Origin of the sequence: Actinoplanes auranticolor, from assembly GCF_018332655.1 — a bacterium.
Taxonomy (GTDB): Bacteria; Actinomycetota; Actinomycetes; order Mycobacteriales; family Micromonosporaceae; genus Actinoplanes; species Actinoplanes auranticolor.
The window spans coordinates 85,693-103,573 of record NZ_BOQL01000044.1 but is presented as its reverse complement, the minus strand read 5'-3'; the positions used below and the strand labels follow the sequence as shown (position 1 = coordinate 103,573).

The window sequence follows — 17,881 nt, the reverse complement described above, 5'->3', positions numbered from 1 at the left end:
TCAGCGCAGTCGTTCGTGGACAACATCACCGGGGACCCGAGGTCGGTGGCCGGGCGGTCCGCGCAGGACATCGCCGACCAGTTCACCGCCGCGGGTTACCCGGCGACGGTCGAGCAGAGCCGCAAGAGGGGCACCTCGGGAAACGCCGTGCAGGTACGCATCCAGGACCACCCTGAGATCACCAACATCCAGGTACACCCCGGCGGCGGCCGGCACACTCCCGAAGGCTCGCCATACTGGAAGATCTCGACGAATACGGCCGGCAAGACCTGGGTCATCCCCGGCAACTTCCGGGGCGCTGACGAACTGGGCGGGAACGTGATTCGCTATGACGAATAAGCTGATCAAGGTCGACCGGGTGCGGTCGGTGGCGGAGGCCACGGATCTCGAAGCGCTCGGCGCCGACCTCATCGGTGTGTCCCTGACCGCCGACCCGCGGTTCCACGACGACCGCACGGTGACCGTCGAGCAGGCGGCCGCCATCGGCGAGGCACTGCGGCGGGCAACGCTCGTCACGGCGATGGAGCTTGCCAAGGACCCCGACCGCGTTCTGCGTACCGTCGCGGCGACCGGCGCCGGAATGGTGCAGCCGATCACCGAAGCCATCCCGCCACCCGAGGTCCGCCGCGCGCTGAGCGACACCGGTGTCGGCATCGTGTACGGCGGCATCGAGATCGCCCACGACGACGATCCCGGCTGGGTCTTCAGCGCCTACGCCGGCGAACCGGACCTGAACGCTGCCCTTTTCCACGCTGATGTCCTGCCCGAGTATCGCGACTCGTGGGTGTTTCTGCGCGACCGTGCCCCGGAGTACGGCCAGGAGTTCCAGATCGCCGACCTGGACGAGCTGGGCCGCGAGCGTCCGATCGCCGTCGGGCTGGATTTCACCGCGGACAATGTGCGGGAAATCGTCGCGGCGCTTCCCTCAGTGCGGGGGATCGCTCTCACCCTGGCCGGGCAGGGCCGGCGGAGCGACGCCCGGTTCCACCGCTACGCCGACGCCGTACGCGTCCTGCAGGCAGCCCGCGGCTAACGCTTACCGGTCAGCTCCCGGTACGCCGCCCACGGGATGACCGGCCGCGCCAACCCCCGCCGGTCCAGGTAGCGGCGCGTCGCCTTCCGGCAACTCTGCACCGTCCGCAGCATGTCCCGGGGACCGCGCCCCATCGGTTGGATCAGCCGCTCCGGGGCCAGCACCCACCCGGATCCGGTACGGGTCAGCGTCCCCCGCAACACAGCGTTGTGCAGCGCCGAGAGCTTCTCGTCGTGCCGGTGCACCAGCAGGCTGGCCGTCCCCGGCGTGATTGCCGTGTCGTCGTCCAGCTCGATGCCGTACCCGTCCGCCGTGCTCGTGATCGTGGTCCGGCGCAGCACCGGCGCCCCGTCGCGGTCCGTGGCGGCGAGCACCGCGGTGCCGTACCCGGTCAGCGCTTGAGCGCCGAGCAGCGTGCCGCCGGTGATGCCCGGGCCGTCCGCCGGCCGGGGCGCCGTCGTGATCTCCGTCGGCGTCACCGTGATCAGCAGCCGCATGAAGTACCAGTCGGTGAACCGGCGGGCCCCGGCGCGCAGATAGGCACGGACTATCGGCTGTCGTTCGAAGAGCGAGACCCACAGCCGGCCCAGGTCGCCTTCGGGGGCCGTGTGGATCTGCTCGGGGCACGTCGCCGTGCCGCGGATCAGGATCTGCGGCGGGTCGGCCAGCCCACTGGCCGTCGGGTCGGAGAGCAGCAGCGCCACCCGGCCGTCGCGGCGGACGTTGAGTGCCTTCTGCGGGAAGGCCAGTGAGGTTGTGACCAGGATCTTTCCGTCCTCGTTGCGCACGATGGCGGTGGGCCACGCGATCGGGGTGCCGTCCGACGTCAGCGTCGCGAACTCCGCCGTCCGGTACGCGTCGACGATGCGGGCCAGGGGATGATCACTGCGCAGCATGGCGCGATCGTACTGTTCCTGTACGTCCGTCCGGTTGCTGCCCGGGTGCACCGGGCAAAAGCCGCGAATGCCACGGTGCCCTCGTTTTCCGGAGTGCCTTGACCCCTTAAACGGATTGTCCCGGCCATATCCGTGCCTTCCAGGGCCTAGCGGCAGAAGGTGTTCTTGTCGATGATGGCTACGTGACAGGCCGCCATCGACGACGTTTGCGACTACGCGCGGGTACTGCCGTGCTTGCCACCCTGGCGGTGGTGGCGGTGGTGGCCGGGGCGCGCATCGCCGTGGGCCAGCTCGGCGGTGCGGAATGCAGCGGCCAGGTGCGGTTGTCCGTGGCGGCGGCCCCGGAGATCGCCACCGCTGTCCAGCAGTCCGCGGCCGAGTGGGTCGCCGGCAAGGCCGACATCGAGGGCACCTGTGTGGCGATCGATGTCCGCGCCGCGGATCCGGCCGATGTCGCCGCCGTGCTCGGCGCGCAGCAGAAGGTCTCGCTCACCGGAGCCGGGGCGCCGCGCTCCGGGCTGACCCCGCCGGACGTCTGGATCTCCGACTCGCGCACCTGGCTGCAGCGGTTGCGGGCCGCCGCGCCGCAGTTCGCCATCACCGACGAGGGCTCGCTCGCGATGAGCCCGGTCGTCATGGCGCTGCCCGATCCGGTCGCCGAGGATCTCGGCTGGCCGGAGAAGAAGCTCGGCTACGCCGATCTGGTCGCCCAGATCACCACCAGCACCAACTTCCGGGCCGGCACGGTTGATCCGGCCCGCGACGCCGCCGCCCTCTCCGGGCTGCTCGTGCTCAGCGGCACCGCGACGACGCTGGATCAGCGCCGGCCGGGCACCTCCAACGGCCTGCTGCGCGCGCTGGCGACCGACACCTCGGTGCTGCGCGACGACCTGATGGCCCAGCTGCCCCAGGGTGACGACGACGGATCGCTGGCCGCCGGGCTCAGCCTCGCGGCCATGTCGGAGCGTGACGTCGTCACGTACAACGCCGGCAAGCCCACGGTCGCGCTGACCGCGCTCTATCCCGAGCCCGCGGCGGTGCCGCTGGACTATCCGTTCGCGGTCATGCCCCAGCTCGACCGGTCCCAGGCCGAGGCGGCGCACCAGCTCTACGAGACCCTGACCAAGGGATCGGGTTTCCGTGGCGCCCTGGGCGCGGCGGGCCTGCGGCTGCCGGACGGTGGCACCCCCGGTGGTTTCGTCGCACCCGACGGCGCCCCGAAGCGCATCGGCCCGTCCCCGGCTGCCGGTAGCGGTGAGGCGGCGGCGTCGGCCACGGACGGCGCGACCATCGACCGGGCCCTGGCCGGCTGGTCCGCGGTGGTCGCACCGGCCCGGATCCTGGCCATCGTGGACGCCTCGAACAGCATGCGGACCCCGGTGCCGACCGCCCGCAACGCCACCCGGATGCAGGTGACCCTCGCGGCCGCCCGCAGCGGGCTGGGCCTGTTCAGCGACGACTGGCAGGTCGGGCTGTGGCTGTTCGCCGCCGGTGCGGGCCCGGGCAACCACCGGGAGCTGGTGTCGATCGGGCCGCTGACGGACAAGCGCGACGATGTCGCCGGGGCGCTCAGCGGGATCAAGCCGGAAGGCGGGGACGCCGGGCTCTACCGCACGATTCTCGACGGCTACCGGGAGGTGCAGGACGGCTGGCAGGCCGGCCGGGTCAACTCCGTGCTGGTGATGACCGACGGTGCCGACGCGGGGGACAAGGCCGGCGACATCAAGCTGGACCAGACGCTCGCCCAGCTCGAGGCGGCCAAGAGCACCGACAAGCCGGTCCAGGTGATCGTGGTCGGGGTCGGCGACGCGGTGGACGAGGGGCCGCTGGAGCGGATCACCAAGGTGACCGGCGGCGGTGTCTTCATCGCCGAGGACCCCGCCCAGATCGGCGCGGTCTTCCTGCAGGCCCTCTCGCTGCGCACCACGGCCACCCGCTGAGCCGGCTTTGCACGGACGCACCGGCGGGCCCGGTGCGGACGGGCCTCTGTCGGGGATCCGTACGCCGGAGGGGTTCCGTGCGGCGCGAGCCGGTCGCTAGGTTGGCCGGATGCGACGGACGAGATCGATCGTTGTCGGTGCCCTGCTCGCTCCCGTGGCCGCGCTGAGCCTGCTGCTGAGCAGCGCCGGCGCCGCAACGGCGATCGCCAACGGCGAGCCGGTGCCGGACGGCAGGTACCGGTTCTCGGTGAAGCTGACCATGACCGGCATCCCCACCGCGAGCGGCGGGCGGCGCAACAGCGCCTGCTCGGGCGCCCTCATCGCGCCGCAGTGGGTGATCACCGCCGGGCACTGCTTCCGCGACGCGAACAATGTGCGGGTCGACTACCCGGTCGCCGACCTCACCACCGCGACGGTGGGCCGCACGGATCTGACCGGCACCGGGGGCCACGAGGTCAAGGTCGTCGCGGTGATCCAGTCGCCCACCGCGGACGTCTCCCTGGCCCGGCTGGAGACGCCGGTCCGCGACGTGCGGCCGCTGCGCGTCGGCCACCGGGCTCCCCAGGTCGGCGCCGTGGTCCGGGTCACCGGCTACGGTTCCACCACGAGCGCGAGCCCGGCGCCGGTGACCCGGCTGCGGACCGGGCAGATGACGGTGGTCTCGCTGAGCGATTCGGTGACCGGTCTCCAGGGGTACGCCCCCCAGCCCGACACCACGCCGTGCCCGTACGACTCCGGAGCCCCGTTCTTCCTGGAGCGCGGCACGGCGCGGCCGGTCCTGGTCTCGGTGGTCAGCAACGGCCCGAGCTGCCCGCACACCTCGGTGGAGAACAGCGCCCGGACCGACAACATCGCCGGCTGGATCCGCGCGAGCATCCGCTCGGGTGGCGCCTCCTGACGACGTCCCGCGCGGCGGGGTGGATCGGGCGCCGGTGCCGCGGGGTTCTGCGATACCGTTTGGGCGGCCGGCCGCCGCGTCGCCCGGATCGGTGACGATCCACGCGGCAGCCGTCAGCTCAGGGAGTCACGATGTCCGAGTCGAGAGGCGATGCAGCCTCCAGTCCTTCCAAGGGTGGCGGCGGGGAGGTCGGACGGGCTAACGCCACCACCGGCGAGTCCGCCGAGCAGGAGCCCGAGGTGGAAGTGTTCGCCAACCGGGCCGAGCGCCGGGCCAAGGGCAAGAAGGGCTCCGGCGGCGGTGGCGAGGTCTTCAGCAAGGGCCAGCAGCCGGTCGGCCGCGGCTCGGTGCAGAGCCCCCGCCAGTACGGCAACCGCCGCAGCGGCTGATCCACCCCGTCATGCCACGGCGGTGACCGTGGCGTCCGCACCGCCGCGCCACAGCAGTCCGGCCTCGGTGAACCCCGCCGTCCGCAGCGCCGTCAGGTGCCAGCCGGCCGGCGGGGTCCACTCCGCACTGCCGTGCGCGGCGGGGTAGATCTTCTCCCGTTCGGCGTGCAGCGGAGCCAGCTGTGGATCGGCGGCCACGCGGGCCCACCAGTCCCGCCACGACAGTGCCGCACCGGTCGCGTAGCGGGTCTCGCGGCGGCTGTCCGCCCTGGTGAGCAGCTGCTTCGTCAGCTCCGGCAGACCTTCGTCGGGCATGTGGTCGGCGTTGGCGACGATGCCACCGGTGCGCAGCACGTGGCGGATCTCGCCGTAGAGCACGGCGAGCCGGTCCGGCGTGAGCCAGTGCAGCGCCGTCGCGGTGAGCACGGCGTCGTAGTCGCGGTGCGGCAGGGCCTGGGTCCAGGACGGCTGACCGAGATCCGCGGCGATGATCCGGGCCCGGTCGCCGAGCGATGCCTCGGCCAGGGCCAGCAGCACGGGGTCCTGATCGACCACGGTGACCCGCGCCTGCCGGAAGCGCGCAAGGGTGCGCAGGGCGATCGTGCCCGTGCCGCCGGCCAGGTCGAGGACCTCGGGCCGGCCGTGCGGCGTCACCGCCTCGACCGCGTCGAGCATCGCCGTGATCCGGTGTTCCCGGTCCGGCAGATAGGCCTCCTGCTGCCGGTCCCAGCTCTCCTGCCACGCGTCCGCCACCTCGGCGAGGTAATGAGTCATGTCCGTCACGCTACTTACCGACGGGCCCGCGGTCCAGACTTGTTGCCAAGAATGTGCAACAGTGCCGACGGTGGCAGCCGGGTCACCGCGACGCCGACCAGGCACAGGGCGCCGCCCAGGAACGCCAGCGGGGCGGGCACCTCGCCCAGGAACGCCCAGGACAGCAGCACCGCGATGCCCGGGACCAGGTAGGACGACGAGCTCAGGCCGCCCGCGCTCATCCGCTTGAGCGCGTAGGCCCAGGTCGCGAACGCGATGGCGGTGGGGAACAGTCCGAGGTAGACCACCCCGAGTGTGGCGCTGCGCGGGGCGTCGCCGAGCTGGGTGAGCAGGTCCGCGGTGAACGGCAGGCAGGCGGCGGTGCCGGTCAGGCAGCCGAGCCAGGTCGCGGTGAAGGGGTCCACATCGTGCAGCGCCTGCTTCTGCAGCAGGACGCCGACGGCGTACAGGGCGGCGGCGCCGAGGGCGAGCAGAACGCCGATCGCGTCGTGCCGGCCCGTCGAGGTGGCGATCGCGATCGTGAGGACGCCGGAGAAGGCGATGACCAGGCCGGCCACCAGGCCCCGGGGGAAGCCCTCCTTGAGGTAGACCCCGGCCAGGACGGCGATCAGGATCGGGCCGACGTTGACCACCAGGGCCGTCGTGCCGGCGTCGAGGTGGTGCTCGGCCGCGTTCAGCACCACCGCGTACAGGCCGAACCACAGCACCCCGTACGCGATGACCAGCAGCAGCGGGCGCCCACGCGGCAGGCGCCGGGGCCGCAGAGCGGCGACCAGGCTCAGGGCCGCGGAGCCGGCGGCCAGCCGGCCCAGCGCCATCGCGCCCGGGGTGTAATGTCCGCCGACCGAGCGGATCACGATGAAGGCCGAGGCCCAGAGGATCATCGTGACCGCGGTGGCGAGCAGGGGAAGGCCGGGAGTGCGCATGACCCCCAATCTGGTCGACCGGACCGATTAAGCACAAGCAACGGTTCCTACCGCACCGTTAAGCACTGCTGTACGGTGACCACCATGCTGGATCCGCATCGACTGCGCATCTTCCGGGCCGTGGTGGCCAGCGGCTCGGTCAACGCCGCCGCGGCGAATCTCGGCTACACCCCGTCCGCGGTGAGTCAGCACGTCACCGCGCTGCAGCGGGAGACCGGCCTGGTCCTGCTGGCCCGTAGCGGCCGGGGGATCGAGCCCACCTCGGTCGGGCTGGCGCTGGCCGAGCAGATCGACGGCGCGCTGAGCCGGCTCGGCGACGTCGAGACGTTCGTGGCCGACCTGCGCAACGGGCGCACCGGCTCGCTGTCCATGGCGTACTTCCCGTCGGTCGGCGCCGCCTGGCTGCCCGCCGTGGCCCGTACGCTGCTGCGCCGCTTCCCGGACATCCGGCTCGATCTCGAGCTGCGCGACGACTTCGCCGCCGGTGCCGCCAAACGGGTCGACATCCAGCTGCTGGTGGCGCCGCCGGGCTTCACGGGCAGCCGGGACACCCGCGCGCACCACCTGCTGGACGACCCGTACGTGGTCGTCGTGCCGCCGGGGCACCCGCTGGCCGGCGCCGGGGCGGTGGAGCTGGCCCGCCTGGCGGGGGAGCGCTGGATCGACAACGACTTCGCCCGCGGCTGGTGCCGGGAGAACCTGATCGACGCCTGCCGGTCGGCCGGTTTCACTCCGCCGTTCCGGGTGGAGGCGCACGACTACCCGACCGCCCTGGCCTTCGTCGAGGCCGGCATCGGCGTCACGGTGCTGCCGCGGCTCGGCGCCGCGAACCTGCCGGCCGGTCTGGTCGCGGTGCCGGTCACCGCGCCGGCGGTGCACCGCTCGATCCACGCCGTGGTCCAGACGTCGGTCGAGGCGACCCCGCCGGCCGAGTGCGTGCTCGAGGAGCTGCGCCGCTGCGCCCGCTCGGCGGCGGACTGACCTCATCTTCCGGAAGCCACCGGGACACCTTGACGCCGCACTTGTTACCGATCACACTGCCCAACGGCATCGACGGATGTCATTGGCAATGTCTGCAAACAACCTGCAAACACCTATCCCTTCACATTGACAGCCGTCTGTGTTGTTCTGGTACGGGTAAGCGCTTGCTTCGGGCAAAGCGGGCGCGGGAGCCAGTAACAGCCGCAGCAGCGTGACGCCCCCGGCGATCCGGCCGGCGACCGCTGGTGCCGTTCCGGACGGCACCTCATCCGTTCCTCCCCGGCCGCGTTCCATCGCGCGGCATCTCACCGACCGTCAAGGAGAAACCATGCGCAGAAACGTGCGCCAGGTCGTGCTGGGCTCCACCGCCGGCGCAGCCGCTCTCGCCCTCGTCACCGCCGGTGTCACCATGACCGGCGCCGCCTCCGCCGCGGAGAATACGGCCGCCGCCCCGCCGAGCACGCTGGCCGCCATCACCGACCTGGTCGGCTGGGCCACCCAGAACGGCGGGACCACCGGCGGCGGCAGCGCCGCGACCACCACGGTGACCAGCGCCTCGGCGCTGACCACGGCGCTGGGCTCCAGCGCGGCGGCGGTCATCCGCGTCTCCGGGACGATCTCCTGCTCCGGCATGCTGCGGGTGCGGTCCAACAAGACCATCATCGGCAACGCCGGGGCCACGATCGCCGGCTGCGGCCTCAACATCAACGGCGACCGCAACGTGATCATCCGCAACATCACGTTCCGCGACTGGGGCGACGACGCGATCAACGTGCAGACCTCGGCCACCAACATCTGGGTCGACCACAACACGTTCACCAACGGCAAGGACGGCGCGGTGGACATCAAGCGCGGCTCCGACTTCGTCACGGTGTCCTGGAACCGCGTCCACAACCACGACAAGTCGATGCTGCTGGGCCACAGCGACGACAACGCCTCGCAGGACACCGGCCATCTGCGGGTGACCTACCACCACAACTGGTTCGACGCGTCGACCCAGCGCCACCCTCGGGTGCGTTTCGGCAACCCGGTGCACGTCTACAACAACTACTACCGCAACAACAGCGGCTACGGCGTGGCCTCCACCGAGGGCGCGGGCGTGCTGGTCGAGAACAACTCCTTCGAGGGTGTCTCGGACCCGTTCCACCTGGGTGAGGGCGACTCCGGGCCGGGCACGCTGGTCGCCCGGGGCAACCTGCTGGTCTCGTCGGGCGCCGGCCAGACCGGCGGCAGCGTCAAGGCCATCCCGTACGGCTACACGGCGGACGCCGCCGGCAACGTCAAGTCCATCGTGACCGGCAACGCCGGCGCGGGCCGCATCTCGCTCTGATCCGGTGAGTGCCCGGCCTCCCGATCGCGGGAGGCCGGGCACTGCCCGCTGAGTCGCCGCATTCATCGACAGCAGTGGCCGACGACAGATCTTCTCGGCACCGCACAATAAGGCCGGACAACGACGGTATCGCCGCGCGGATATCGGCCGGTCCATATTCGGTCACGGCCGGCCTCGGGCGGGCGGATCCGTCATTCGAACCCCGGCACGCACGAAGGCCCACGACGGCGGGAACGCCGGTGCGGGCCTTCGTCGTGCGTGCCCGGCACCAGGGAAATCCCTGGTGCGGCAACGCGAAACGGGGGATGAGGAGGGCGCCTCATCCCCCGTCCATTTCGCTTTCGGACGGTTCATGTTCAGTGCGGGAGCCGGGCCGGTGAATGGTCTTGCCGGGTCACCTCCAGGGGGACGGGAGGATGGTGGTTGGGAGCGCTCCCAACCATGACTGTAACTGTCCTTCGGGCCGGGTGGAAGACGCTTAAGGAATTGCTCAGACTGTGGCGTTACACGTCGCCACAGGGACGGCGCTCGCCCCCGAGGCGATGAATCCGAACGTCGTACTCGCGCCCGCCGCCAATGCGCCGTTGTAACCGGCATTGGTCGCCGTCACCGTGCTGCCGCTGGCCGCGACGGTGGCATTCCAGCCCTGCTGGATCGTCTGGCTACCGGGATAGGCCAGCGAGACCGTCCAGCCCTTGACGGCCGCCGAGCCGGCGGTCACCTTGACCTCACCCTGGTAACCGCCCTGCCACGACGAGCTCACGGCGTAGGTGGCCGAGCAGGCGCCGGTCGCCGGCGGGGCCGGGGTGGTGGGCGACGCCGTGGGCGAGGTGCTGACCGGCGGGGTGACCGGCGGGGTGGTCACCGGCGGCGTGCTCGTGCCGCCGAAGGCCACGTCACTGCAGAAGTAGTAGGACTGGTCCGCGTGACTGGCCTGCCAGATGGTGTAGACCATGGCCCGCCCGGTGCGCCCGGACAGCGCCACCGGCAGGTCGATCTGCACGCCACCGGTGACCGCGTCCCACCGTGCGGCGGGCGTGTCGCCGATCTGGCTCACCAGCTCCAGGTCGGACCACTTCAGTGCCGTAGTGACCGGGTCGAAGCCGGGCTTGGTGACGTACACCCGGATGTAGTCGGCACCGTGGCTGGCCCCGTCGAACAGCCGGACGTTGAAGGTGTTGCCGACCGGCGCGGGTGTCCAGTTGCCCACGGCGTCCAGCGAGTTGTAGCGGCCGCCCTGGGTGCGCCCGCCGCTGCACAGCTGGCCGTCGGGGATGGCGGCCTGGTGGTTGCCGGCGACGCCCTCGCGGAAGAGGCCGTTCCAGTTCCACATGGTGTTCGGGTCGGCCTGCCAGGCCTGCCAGCACATCGGGTCGGCGGTGGCCATCGCCGGGTCCTGGAACTTGCTGCCCCAGCGTTCGTAACAGCCGTAGTTGCGCGATGCCGGCCCGGTGACGTTGCCGTGCGCGGCGGCGGGCCCGGCCGGGAGGACGACCGCGGCCAGGGTGGCCACGACGATCCCGACGAGACCGCTGATCAGGATGCGGATTCGTAGCGAAGAGGACATGAGGGCTCAGCACTCCGTGACAAAAGGGGCCCGGGGAAAGGGCATGGGTCTTGCAGGGGTACGGCGAAAGCTGCCCACGGCTCCCGCCCGCCACCGGCCCGGTGGGGTGCGCGCCCAGCGTCGCCGACCGATCGCGACGTGTCAATGCATCCGTTCGCTGAAGAAAGTTGGCCGAACGCGGCAACCTTGCGGGCCCGCTCCGCCACTGTGCAGATGGGCGCGGCGACCGCCGCCGTCCGGGGCTGTCGAATGGATGGGTGATGACTCGACCTAGTGCGCCGTATGCCGGCCGGCCGTCCCGGCGGACCCGGGACACGTCGGTGGTCGGGCGGCGGCCCGTCGGTGGCCGGGTCCATCCGTGCCGGCCGCGGCGCCTCCCCGTGCTGCGGCAGTGCAGCGTGCAGGTGGTCTCCGATCTGTGCGGGCCCGCGTCCCGGCTGGACCGGCCCTGGACCGCGGTGCAGGCCGCGATGATCGCCGCCGCGGCCACCGCCGACACGATGCGGGCCGTGCGCGCGATGCCGGGCTGGCCGATCGAGATCGGACCGCTCGCCTACGCCTTCGCGCCCCGGGCCGATCAGCCCGGTACCGGAGCGCTGCTCGTGGCGCCCCAGGTGCCCCAGCTCAGCGCCGCCCTGCTGGCCGACGCCGCCGAGTTGCTGGGCGAGTTCGACGCCGTGCTCGGTCCCACCACCGGCGCCGGCTGGTGGGCGTTCGGGCTGCGCGACCCCGCCCACGGCGCCGCCCTGCGGACCATGCCCGGCGCCCTGAGCAGCGCGGGCGCTCTGACCGTCGCGGCCCTGCGCCTCGGCCTGCGCGTCGCCATGCTGCCCACGCTGCGGGAGCTGGCCAACGGCGCCGACGTGCCGGTGGTGGCCGGGCACTGCCCGCCCGGCAGCGAGTTCGCCGTGACGGTGGCCCACCTGAGCCGGGGACGCGGCTGAGCCGCCGCTCAAGATCCGGTACGTTGCCGGTATGAGCGTGCGTTTCGGAGTGTTCGTCCCGCAGGGCTGGAAGATGGATCTGGTCGAGATCGCCGACCCGGTCGAGCAGTACGAGGCGATGACCGCGGTGGCCAAGGCCGCGGACGCCGGCCCGTGGGACTCGGTCTGGGTCTACGACCACTTCCACACCACCCCCGAGCCGACGATCAACACCACCTTCGAGTGCTGGACCGTCACCTCGACGCTGGCCCGCGACACCAGCCGGGTCAACATCGGCCAGATGGTCGGCTGCAACGGCTACCGCCAGCCCTCCCTGTACGCCAAGATCGCCTCCACCGTGGACGTGGCCAGCCACGGCCGCCTCTACGCCGGCCTCGGCGCGGGCTGGTACGAGCACGAGTGGAAGGCGTACGGCTACGAGTGGCGCGAGGTGCCGCAGCGGATGGGTGAGTTCCGCGAGGCCGTCGAGATCGTGCACAAGATGTGGACCGAGGAGCGGCCCGTCTTCACCGGCCGGCACTACTCGATCGACCAGCCGATCAACGAGCCGAAGGGGGTCCGCAAGCCGCACCCGTCGTTCTGGCTCGGCGGCGGTGGCGAGAAGGTCACCCTCAAGCTGGTCGCCCAGTACGCCGACGCCTGCAACGTGGGCGGCGGTGACCCCGAGCTCATCCGCCACAAGCTCGGGGTGCTGCGCCGGCACTGCGACAACCTGGGCCGCGACTACGACCGGATCATCAAGTCCACGAGCCTGGAGCTCGACCTGACCGAGTCGATGGCCGAGACGATCGGCCGGGTCGAGCGGATGGCCGAGGCCGGCGCCGACTACGTGATCGTCTACGTGCCCCGGGTGGCGTACGACCACGAGCCGATGCTGCGGTTCGCCAGTGAGGTCGTTCCGCAGTTCAGCTGAGTACGCGTACGGATCTCCCGGGCGGCCGCATCCGGAAAGAGTGAGGGGCATGCGAAAGACACTGACCGTCGTGCTGCTCGCCACCACCCTGTCGGCCGGGGGCTGCACGTTCGCGGACGCGATCTGCGGCTCCGGCGACTATCCCGTCAAGGCCGTGGGCACGACCACCGGCCAGGACTGCGTCCCCGAGGGCCAGGAGCCGCCGGCGGGCTACGTGCGCTACCCGGAAGGCAAGGTGCCCGAGCACGTCGGCGACAAGTGGGACGAGTACTGGAGCGGGGTCGTGGTCGACGAGCAGGGCAACGTCGTGCCCGGCTGAGGGTGCGGCCGGTCACCGTACGGTGTCGGCCAGGAACTGCTCCCACGTCCGCAGGCCGACCGCCCGGTCCGGTGCCAGATTGGCTCCGGCCCGGATCGCCCGGTACGCCCGGCCCACGGCCGGCACCGCCACGATCGGCCGCCGCCGGCCGGTCGCCCGCAGGTAGCCGCGGACGAGCTCGGCCATCGGGTGGATCCGTGGCCCGGCCAGGTCCGGCACCAGCCCGGCCGGCTCGCCCAGAGCCAGTTCGACCAGCCGGGCCGCCACCTCGCCGGCGTCCACCGGCTGGAAGCGGACCCCGGCCGGCACCGGGACCAGCGGGAGCCGGGCCAGTTGCCGGGCCGCCAGCAGCGTCAGGTCGTGGAACTGCGTCGCCCGCAGTGTGGTCCACGGCAGTCCGGAACCGGCCACCACCTCCTCGGCGGCCCGCTTGGCCGCGAAGTAGCCGAACATCGCCCGGTCGGCCGCGCTGACCACCGGCACGCGCTCGGCGCCGACCACGGAGATGAAGACCAGGTGCGGCCGGCCGGTGCGGCGGGCCGCCCGTACCAGGGTGCGGGTCTTCTCCTCGTCGCCCTTGGCGCTGCCCGCGCAGTGCACGATCGTGGAGACGCCTTCCACGGCGGCGTCGACGCCCGCGCCGGTGTCCAGGTCGCCGACGAGGTACTCGGTGCCTTCGGCGGCTTCCCGTTGGTGGCGGCTCAGCACCCGCACGGTGTGCTCGGCGTGCAGCAGCGGAACGACCAGGCGGCCGAGCGTGCCGGTGCCGCCGGTGAGCAGGATGGGTGCGGACATGGTTTCTCCCCGAGATCGTCGGTCACATCTGTCGGCCCTGGCGGGTCTGATGGGATGACACCCGGCGCGGAAGGAATGTGACACGTGGCGGAGAACGCAGCGGCGGCGGAGCTCTTCGAGACCCATCGGGGCCGGCTGCGCGCGGTGGCGTACCGGATGCTCGGCTCCCTCGCCGAGGCCGACGACGCGGTGCAGGACGCGTGGCTGCGCCTGGACCGGGCCGGGACGCAGGGGGTGGAGAACCCCGGCGCCTGGCTGACCACGGTGGTTGCCCGCATCTGCCTGAACAAGCTGCGCGAGCGGGCACATCGGCGGGAGGAAGCCCTCGACGTGCACGTGAGCGACCCGATCCTCAGCCGCGCCGACGGGACCGACCCCGAGCAGCAGGCGTTACTGGCCGACGCGGTCGGGCTGGCGCTGCTGGTGGTGCTGGAGACGCTCACCCCGGCCGAGCGGCTCGCGTACGTCCTGCACGACATGTTCGCCGTGCCGTTCGAGGACGTCGCCACCGTCATCGACCGGTCGCCGGCGGCCGCCCGGCAGCTCGCCAGCCGCGCCCGGCGCCGGCTGCGCAGCGAGGCCCCGGCCCCGGATCCGGACCTGGCCCGGCAGCGACAGGTGGTGGACGCGTTCTTCGCCGCGTCGCGGGCCGGCGACTTCGAGGCGCTGGTGGCGGTGCTCGATCCGGACGTCATCCTGCGCTCCGACGCCGGTCCCGGCCGGCCCCGGCTCAACGTGGTGCTGCGGGGCGCGTCCACGGTGGCCGGTCAGGCGTTCACCGCCCGCCGCCTCTCGCCGTTCGTGCACCCGGCCCTGGTCAACGGGGCCGCCGGCGTGGTGGTCGTGGTGAACGGCCGGCTGTTCTCCGTCATGGCCTTCACGGTCGTGGCCGGCCGGGTGGTGGCCATCGACGTCCTGGCCGACGCCGACCGCCTGGCTAAGCTCGATCTGACCGCCCTCGACCTGCCACCGGAGCCGTCATGAAGCCACCGGAAGCCACCGACCGCCTCGAGTTCCACCCGATGACGCTCGACGACCTCGATGACATGGCCGCTCTGCTCGGCGACCCGGTCGTCATGCAGTACTACCCACGGACCCGCGACCGCGACGGCGCCCGGGACTGGATCACCTGGACCCACGGTCTCTACGAGTCCGGGGGCTTCGGCATGTGGGTGGTCCGGCTGCGCGCCACGGGCGAGTTCGTCGGCGACTGCGGCCTGACCCCGCAGGAGATCGACGGGGTGACGGACGTCGAGGTCGGCTACCACGTGCGGGCGGAGCTGCAGGGGCACGGGTACGCGACCGAGGCGGCGGCCGCCTGCCACGCGTACGCCCGCGACGTGCTCGGCGTCGAGCGGCTGATCGCGATCATCCACCCCGACAACGTGCCGTCGCAGCGCGTCGCCGAGAAGATCGGCCTCGCCTTCGAGCGGGACACACTGTCCCGCGACGGCGACCCGGTCCGCGTCTACGCCACGGCGTTCTGACCCCGGGGCGCACGTCCGGGCCCGCCGTCCCCGGCGGGGGAGCGGCGGGCACCACGGACCGGTCAGCCCGCGACCGCCAGGTCGGCGTCCTTGGTCGGCATCACGTCCACCGGGGTGACCAGCTCACGGTCGGCGCCGACCACGCGCAGCGGGCCGGTCAGCCGGACGGTGCCGCGGCACGGCAGGTCGTTCGCGGACGTGCCGACCATGACCTCGATGTCGCCCGGCTCCACGATGCGCCGCAGGTCGCGGCCCGTGAACGCGGTCCGGTCGGCGTGCACCTGGAAGCGGACCAGGGCGTCGGTGTGCGGTTCCAGCGACACCCGGGCGAAGCCGGTGAGCTGCTTGACCGGCCGGGTCACCTGGGCCACCGTGTCGTGCAGGTAGAGCTGCACGACCTCCTCGCCGGTGCGCTCGCCGGTGTTGCAGACCCGGACCGTCACGGTGAACTCGCCGTCGGTCGGCACCTCGGCTGCGCTGATCTGCAGGTCGTCCAGCTCGAAGGTGGTGTAGGACGAGCCGTAGCCGAACGGGAACAGCGGCGTCGGGTCGAGGTTGCTGATGTTGGTCACCTCCGCGCCCAGCGGCGGCTGCAGGTAGGTGCTGGGCTGGCTGCCCGGGAGCCGCGGGATCTGCACCGGCAGCTTGCCGCCGGGCTGCAACCGGCCACTGAGGATCCCGGCGATCGCCCCGCCGCCCTCCTGGCCGGGCATGAACGCCTGCACCAGCCCGGCCGCGCGACCGTGCACGCCACCCAGCGCGTACGGGCGTCCCGAGACCACGACCACGACCACCGGCGTACCGGTCTCCAGCAGCTCGGCCAGCAGGTCCGCCTGCACGCCCGGCAGGCTCAGGTCCTCGGCGTCGCAGCCCTCGCCCGACGAGCCGTGGCCGAACAGGCCGGCCAGGTCGCCGACGACGGCCACGCACAGGTCCGAGTCGCGGGCCGCGGCGACGGCGGCGGCGAAGCCGGAACGGTCCGTGCCCTGGACCTCGCTGCCGCGCTCGTGGACGATCTCGGTGCCGGGCAGTTCGGCGCGCAGCGCGTCCACCACCGACGGGACGTCGATGCCCAGGCCCAGGTCGGGGTGGCGGGGGAGCACGTGGTTGGGGAACGCGTAGCAGCCCATGAACGTGCGCGGGTCGTCGGCGCAGGGACCGATCACGGCGATCCGGTCCGGGGCCGGGCGGCTGCCGTCCAGCAGCGGCAGGGCGGTGCCCGCGTCCAGCAGCACGATCGAGCGCTCGGCCAGCTCGCGGGCCAGGGCGCGGTTCTCCGCCGAGTCCAGGTCGGTGCCGGCCGCCCGGGCCACCGAGCCCTCGGGCGTCCAGTCCGGGTCGAGCAGACCGAGCTCGACCTTGTGGGTCAGCAGGCGCCGGGCGGCCCGGTCCACCAGTTCCTCGGGCACCTCGCCGTTGCGGACCCGCTCGACCAGGCCGGCGCCGAAGCCGAGGGTGTCGGGCAGTTCGACGTCGATGCCCGCGGCGATGGCCTGCGCGCCGGCGTCGCCGGTGTCCGCGGCGACCTTGTGCATGGTGGCGAGGAAGGGTACGGCCCAGTAGTCGGACACCACCGTGCCGGTGAAGCCCCACTGGTCCCGCAGCAGGTCGGTGAGCAGCCAGGAGTCCGCGGCCGCCGGTACGCCGTCCAGGTCGCAGTACGAGTTCATCACCGAGCCGGCCCGGCCCACCCGGATCGCGGTCTCGAAGCTGGGCAGGATCACGTCCATCAGCTCGCGCCGGCCCATCGGCACCGGCCCGTGGTTGCGCGCGGCGCGGGCGGCCGAGTAGCCGGCGAAGTGCTTGAGGGTGGCGATGATCCCGGCGCTCTGCAGCCCGCGGACATATCCGGCGCCGAGCATCGAGACCAGGTACGGGTCCTCGCCCATGGTCTCCTCGACGCGCCCCCAGCGGTAGTCGCGGACGACGTCGAGCACGGGGGACAGTCCCTGGTGCACGCCGACGGCGGCCATGTCCCGGCCGATCGCCGCGGCCATCCGCTCCACCAGGTCCGGGTCGAAGGTCGCGCCCCAGGCGATCGCGGCGGGGTAGACCGTCGCGCCGTAGGTGGTGAAGCCGGTCAGGCATTCCTCGTGCACGATCGCGGGGATGCCCAGGCGGTTGCCCTCGAGCACGATACGCTGTTGACGGACCACCTCGGCGGCGCCCTCGGTCACCGTCAGCGGGATACCGCCGTAGACGCGGGTCAGGTGGCCGAGGCCGTGCTTGCTGGCCTCCTGCAGCGACACGGTGCCGGACGCGGCGAAGACGTCCTGCATGGGCGCGACGTTATGGGTGGTATCGGGGTCGTTGTCCGGCTCCTCGTGCTCCATGTCGTTGCTGACCCACCGGCTGCCCAGTTGCGCGACCTTCTCCTCCAGGGTCATCTCGGCCAGCAGCGAACTGACCCGCTCAGCCACGCTGCGGGTCGGGTCGTGCCAGTCAGGTGTCGTCACGATGGTTCTCCTTACGAGCCGGACGGGGTGCAGAGGCTCCGAAACTTTCGGACTGTCGACGAGACCTTGCCGCGACCTTACCGTGACCTTTGACGGGGGCAGATCGCGCCTGACAGCGCTGCAGTGGGTCCACTCTCGCGCCTTAAGCACGAGTCTTTCAAGGGCCTTGACACGCCAATCATGAAATCCTACGTTAACGAAATCTCTCGGTAACTTGCGGTTGTCGATCGAAA

At 72.0% G+C, this 17,881-nt stretch carries 18 protein-coding genes; 12 read left to right on the top strand and 6 right to left on the bottom strand.

What is annotated here, in order from left to right; genetic code table 11:
• Positions 1–15: 15 nt before the first annotated feature.
• Complete coding sequence (locus tag Aau02nite_RS27755) at positions 16–339, top strand: hypothetical protein (RefSeq protein ID WP_212991528.1); 324 nt, start codon at positions 16–18, stop codon at positions 337–339.
• Positions 329–1,033 carry a hypothetical protein gene (locus Aau02nite_RS27750; protein WP_212991527.1) on the top strand — a complete coding sequence of 235 codons (705 nt, stop codon included), beginning with the start codon at positions 329–331 and terminating at the stop codon, positions 1,031–1,033. The genes Aau02nite_RS27755 and Aau02nite_RS27750 overlap by 11 nt, the downstream gene beginning before the upstream one ends.
• Here the strand turns inward: Aau02nite_RS27750 and Aau02nite_RS27745 are convergent.
• Positions 1,030–1,929: a pyridoxamine 5'-phosphate oxidase family protein gene (locus tag Aau02nite_RS27745; protein ID WP_212991526.1), complete on the bottom strand. Its 900-nt coding sequence runs from the start codon at positions 1,927–1,929 to the stop codon at positions 1,030–1,032. The genes Aau02nite_RS27750 and Aau02nite_RS27745 overlap by 4 nt on opposite strands.
• A gap of 230 nt (positions 1,930–2,159) precedes the next feature.
• Between Aau02nite_RS27745 and Aau02nite_RS27740 the strand changes: the two genes are divergently transcribed.
• The 3 genes from Aau02nite_RS27740 to Aau02nite_RS27730 all read left to right on the top strand — a co-directional run bounded on the left by Aau02nite_RS27740 (position 2,160) and on the right by Aau02nite_RS27730 (position 5,156).
• The gene (locus tag Aau02nite_RS27740) at positions 2,160–3,869 is read left to right on the top strand and encodes a substrate-binding domain-containing protein (RefSeq protein WP_212991525.1); all 1,710 of its coding nucleotides are present in this window, start codon (positions 2,160–2,162) and stop codon (positions 3,867–3,869) included.
• Positions 3,870–3,978: 109 nt separating this feature from the next.
• The gene (locus Aau02nite_RS27735) at positions 3,979–4,767 is read left to right on the top strand and encodes a S1 family peptidase (RefSeq protein WP_212991524.1); all 789 of its coding nucleotides are present in this window, start codon (positions 3,979–3,981) and stop codon (positions 4,765–4,767) included.
• A 131-nt stretch (positions 4,768–4,898) separates the two neighbouring features.
• On the top strand, positions 4,899–5,156 hold the full coding sequence (locus Aau02nite_RS27730; RefSeq protein ID WP_212991523.1) for a hypothetical protein: 258 nt from the start codon (positions 4,899–4,901) through the stop codon (positions 5,154–5,156).
• Positions 5,157–5,165: 9 nt separating this feature from the next.
• On the opposite strand, the gene Aau02nite_RS27725 is transcribed toward Aau02nite_RS27730, so the two are convergent.
• Together Aau02nite_RS27725 and Aau02nite_RS27720 are read right to left on the bottom strand one after the other, a co-directional pair.
• Complete coding sequence (locus Aau02nite_RS27725; RefSeq protein WP_212991522.1) at positions 5,166–5,930, bottom strand: class I SAM-dependent methyltransferase; 765 nt, start codon at positions 5,928–5,930, stop codon at positions 5,166–5,168.
• A 14-nt stretch (positions 5,931–5,944) separates the two neighbouring features.
• The gene (locus Aau02nite_RS27720) at positions 5,945–6,856 is read right to left on the bottom strand and encodes a DMT family transporter (protein ID WP_212991521.1); all 912 of its coding nucleotides are present in this window, start codon (positions 6,854–6,856) and stop codon (positions 5,945–5,947) included.
• Between the two features lie 84 nt (positions 6,857–6,940).
• Between Aau02nite_RS27720 and Aau02nite_RS27715 the strand changes: the two genes are divergently transcribed.
• A complete protein-coding gene (locus Aau02nite_RS27715) occupies positions 6,941–7,837 on the top strand; it encodes a LysR family transcriptional regulator (RefSeq protein ID WP_212991520.1) in 897 nt (298 codons plus the stop codon).
• Between the two features lie 328 nt (positions 7,838–8,165).
• A complete protein-coding gene (locus tag Aau02nite_RS27710; RefSeq protein WP_246595484.1) occupies positions 8,166–9,167 on the top strand; it encodes a pectate lyase family protein in 1,002 nt (333 codons plus the stop codon).
• A 490-nt stretch (positions 9,168–9,657) separates the two neighbouring features.
• On the opposite strand, the gene Aau02nite_RS27705 is transcribed toward Aau02nite_RS27710, so the two are convergent.
• Positions 9,658–10,734 (bottom strand): lytic polysaccharide monooxygenase auxiliary activity family 9 protein, encoded by a 1,077-nt coding sequence (locus Aau02nite_RS27705; protein ID WP_212991519.1) that lies wholly within the window; start codon positions 10,732–10,734, stop codon positions 9,658–9,660.
• A gap of 260 nt (positions 10,735–10,994) precedes the next feature.
• Here Aau02nite_RS27705 and Aau02nite_RS27700 point away from each other — a divergent pair, with 260 nt between their 5' ends.
• Genes Aau02nite_RS27700 through Aau02nite_RS27690 form a run of 3 tightly spaced genes read left to right on the top strand, consistent with a single transcriptional unit; the run spans position 10,995 to position 12,910 of the window.
• Positions 10,995–11,678, top strand: coding sequence for a DUF2064 domain-containing protein (locus tag Aau02nite_RS27700; RefSeq protein ID WP_212991518.1), 684 nt, complete (start codon positions 10,995–10,997; stop codon positions 11,676–11,678).
• Positions 11,679–11,709: 31 nt separating this feature from the next.
• A complete protein-coding gene (locus Aau02nite_RS27695) occupies positions 11,710–12,591 on the top strand; it encodes an LLM class F420-dependent oxidoreductase (RefSeq protein ID WP_212991517.1) in 882 nt (293 codons plus the stop codon).
• A 49-nt stretch (positions 12,592–12,640) separates the two neighbouring features.
• On the top strand, positions 12,641–12,910 hold the full coding sequence (locus Aau02nite_RS27690) for an SCO0607 family lipoprotein (RefSeq protein WP_212991516.1): 270 nt from the start codon (positions 12,641–12,643) through the stop codon (positions 12,908–12,910).
• 12 nt (positions 12,911–12,922) lie between these two features.
• On the opposite strand, the gene Aau02nite_RS27685 is transcribed toward Aau02nite_RS27690, so the two are convergent.
• Complete coding sequence (locus Aau02nite_RS27685) at positions 12,923–13,705, bottom strand: SDR family oxidoreductase (protein ID WP_212991515.1); 783 nt, start codon at positions 13,703–13,705, stop codon at positions 12,923–12,925.
• An 84-nt stretch (positions 13,706–13,789) separates the two neighbouring features.
• On the opposite strand from Aau02nite_RS27685, the gene Aau02nite_RS27680 reads away from it, so the two are divergent.
• Together Aau02nite_RS27680 and Aau02nite_RS27675 are read left to right on the top strand one after the other, a co-directional pair.
• Positions 13,790–14,689: a sigma-70 family RNA polymerase sigma factor gene (locus Aau02nite_RS27680; protein WP_212991514.1), complete on the top strand. Its 900-nt coding sequence runs from the start codon at positions 13,790–13,792 to the stop codon at positions 14,687–14,689.
• Positions 14,686–15,192 carry a GNAT family N-acetyltransferase gene (locus Aau02nite_RS27675; protein WP_212991513.1) on the top strand — a complete coding sequence of 169 codons (507 nt, stop codon included), beginning with the start codon at positions 14,686–14,688 and terminating at the stop codon, positions 15,190–15,192. Before Aau02nite_RS27680 ends, Aau02nite_RS27675 begins: the two co-directional genes overlap by 4 nt.
• Positions 15,193–15,254: 62 nt before the next feature.
• On the opposite strand, the gene Aau02nite_RS27670 is transcribed toward Aau02nite_RS27675, so the two are convergent.
• Positions 15,255–17,648 (bottom strand): glycoside hydrolase family 3 N-terminal domain-containing protein, encoded by a 2,394-nt coding sequence (locus Aau02nite_RS27670; RefSeq protein WP_246595483.1) that lies wholly within the window; start codon positions 17,646–17,648, stop codon positions 15,255–15,257.
• Positions 17,649–17,881: the final 233 nt, after the last annotated feature.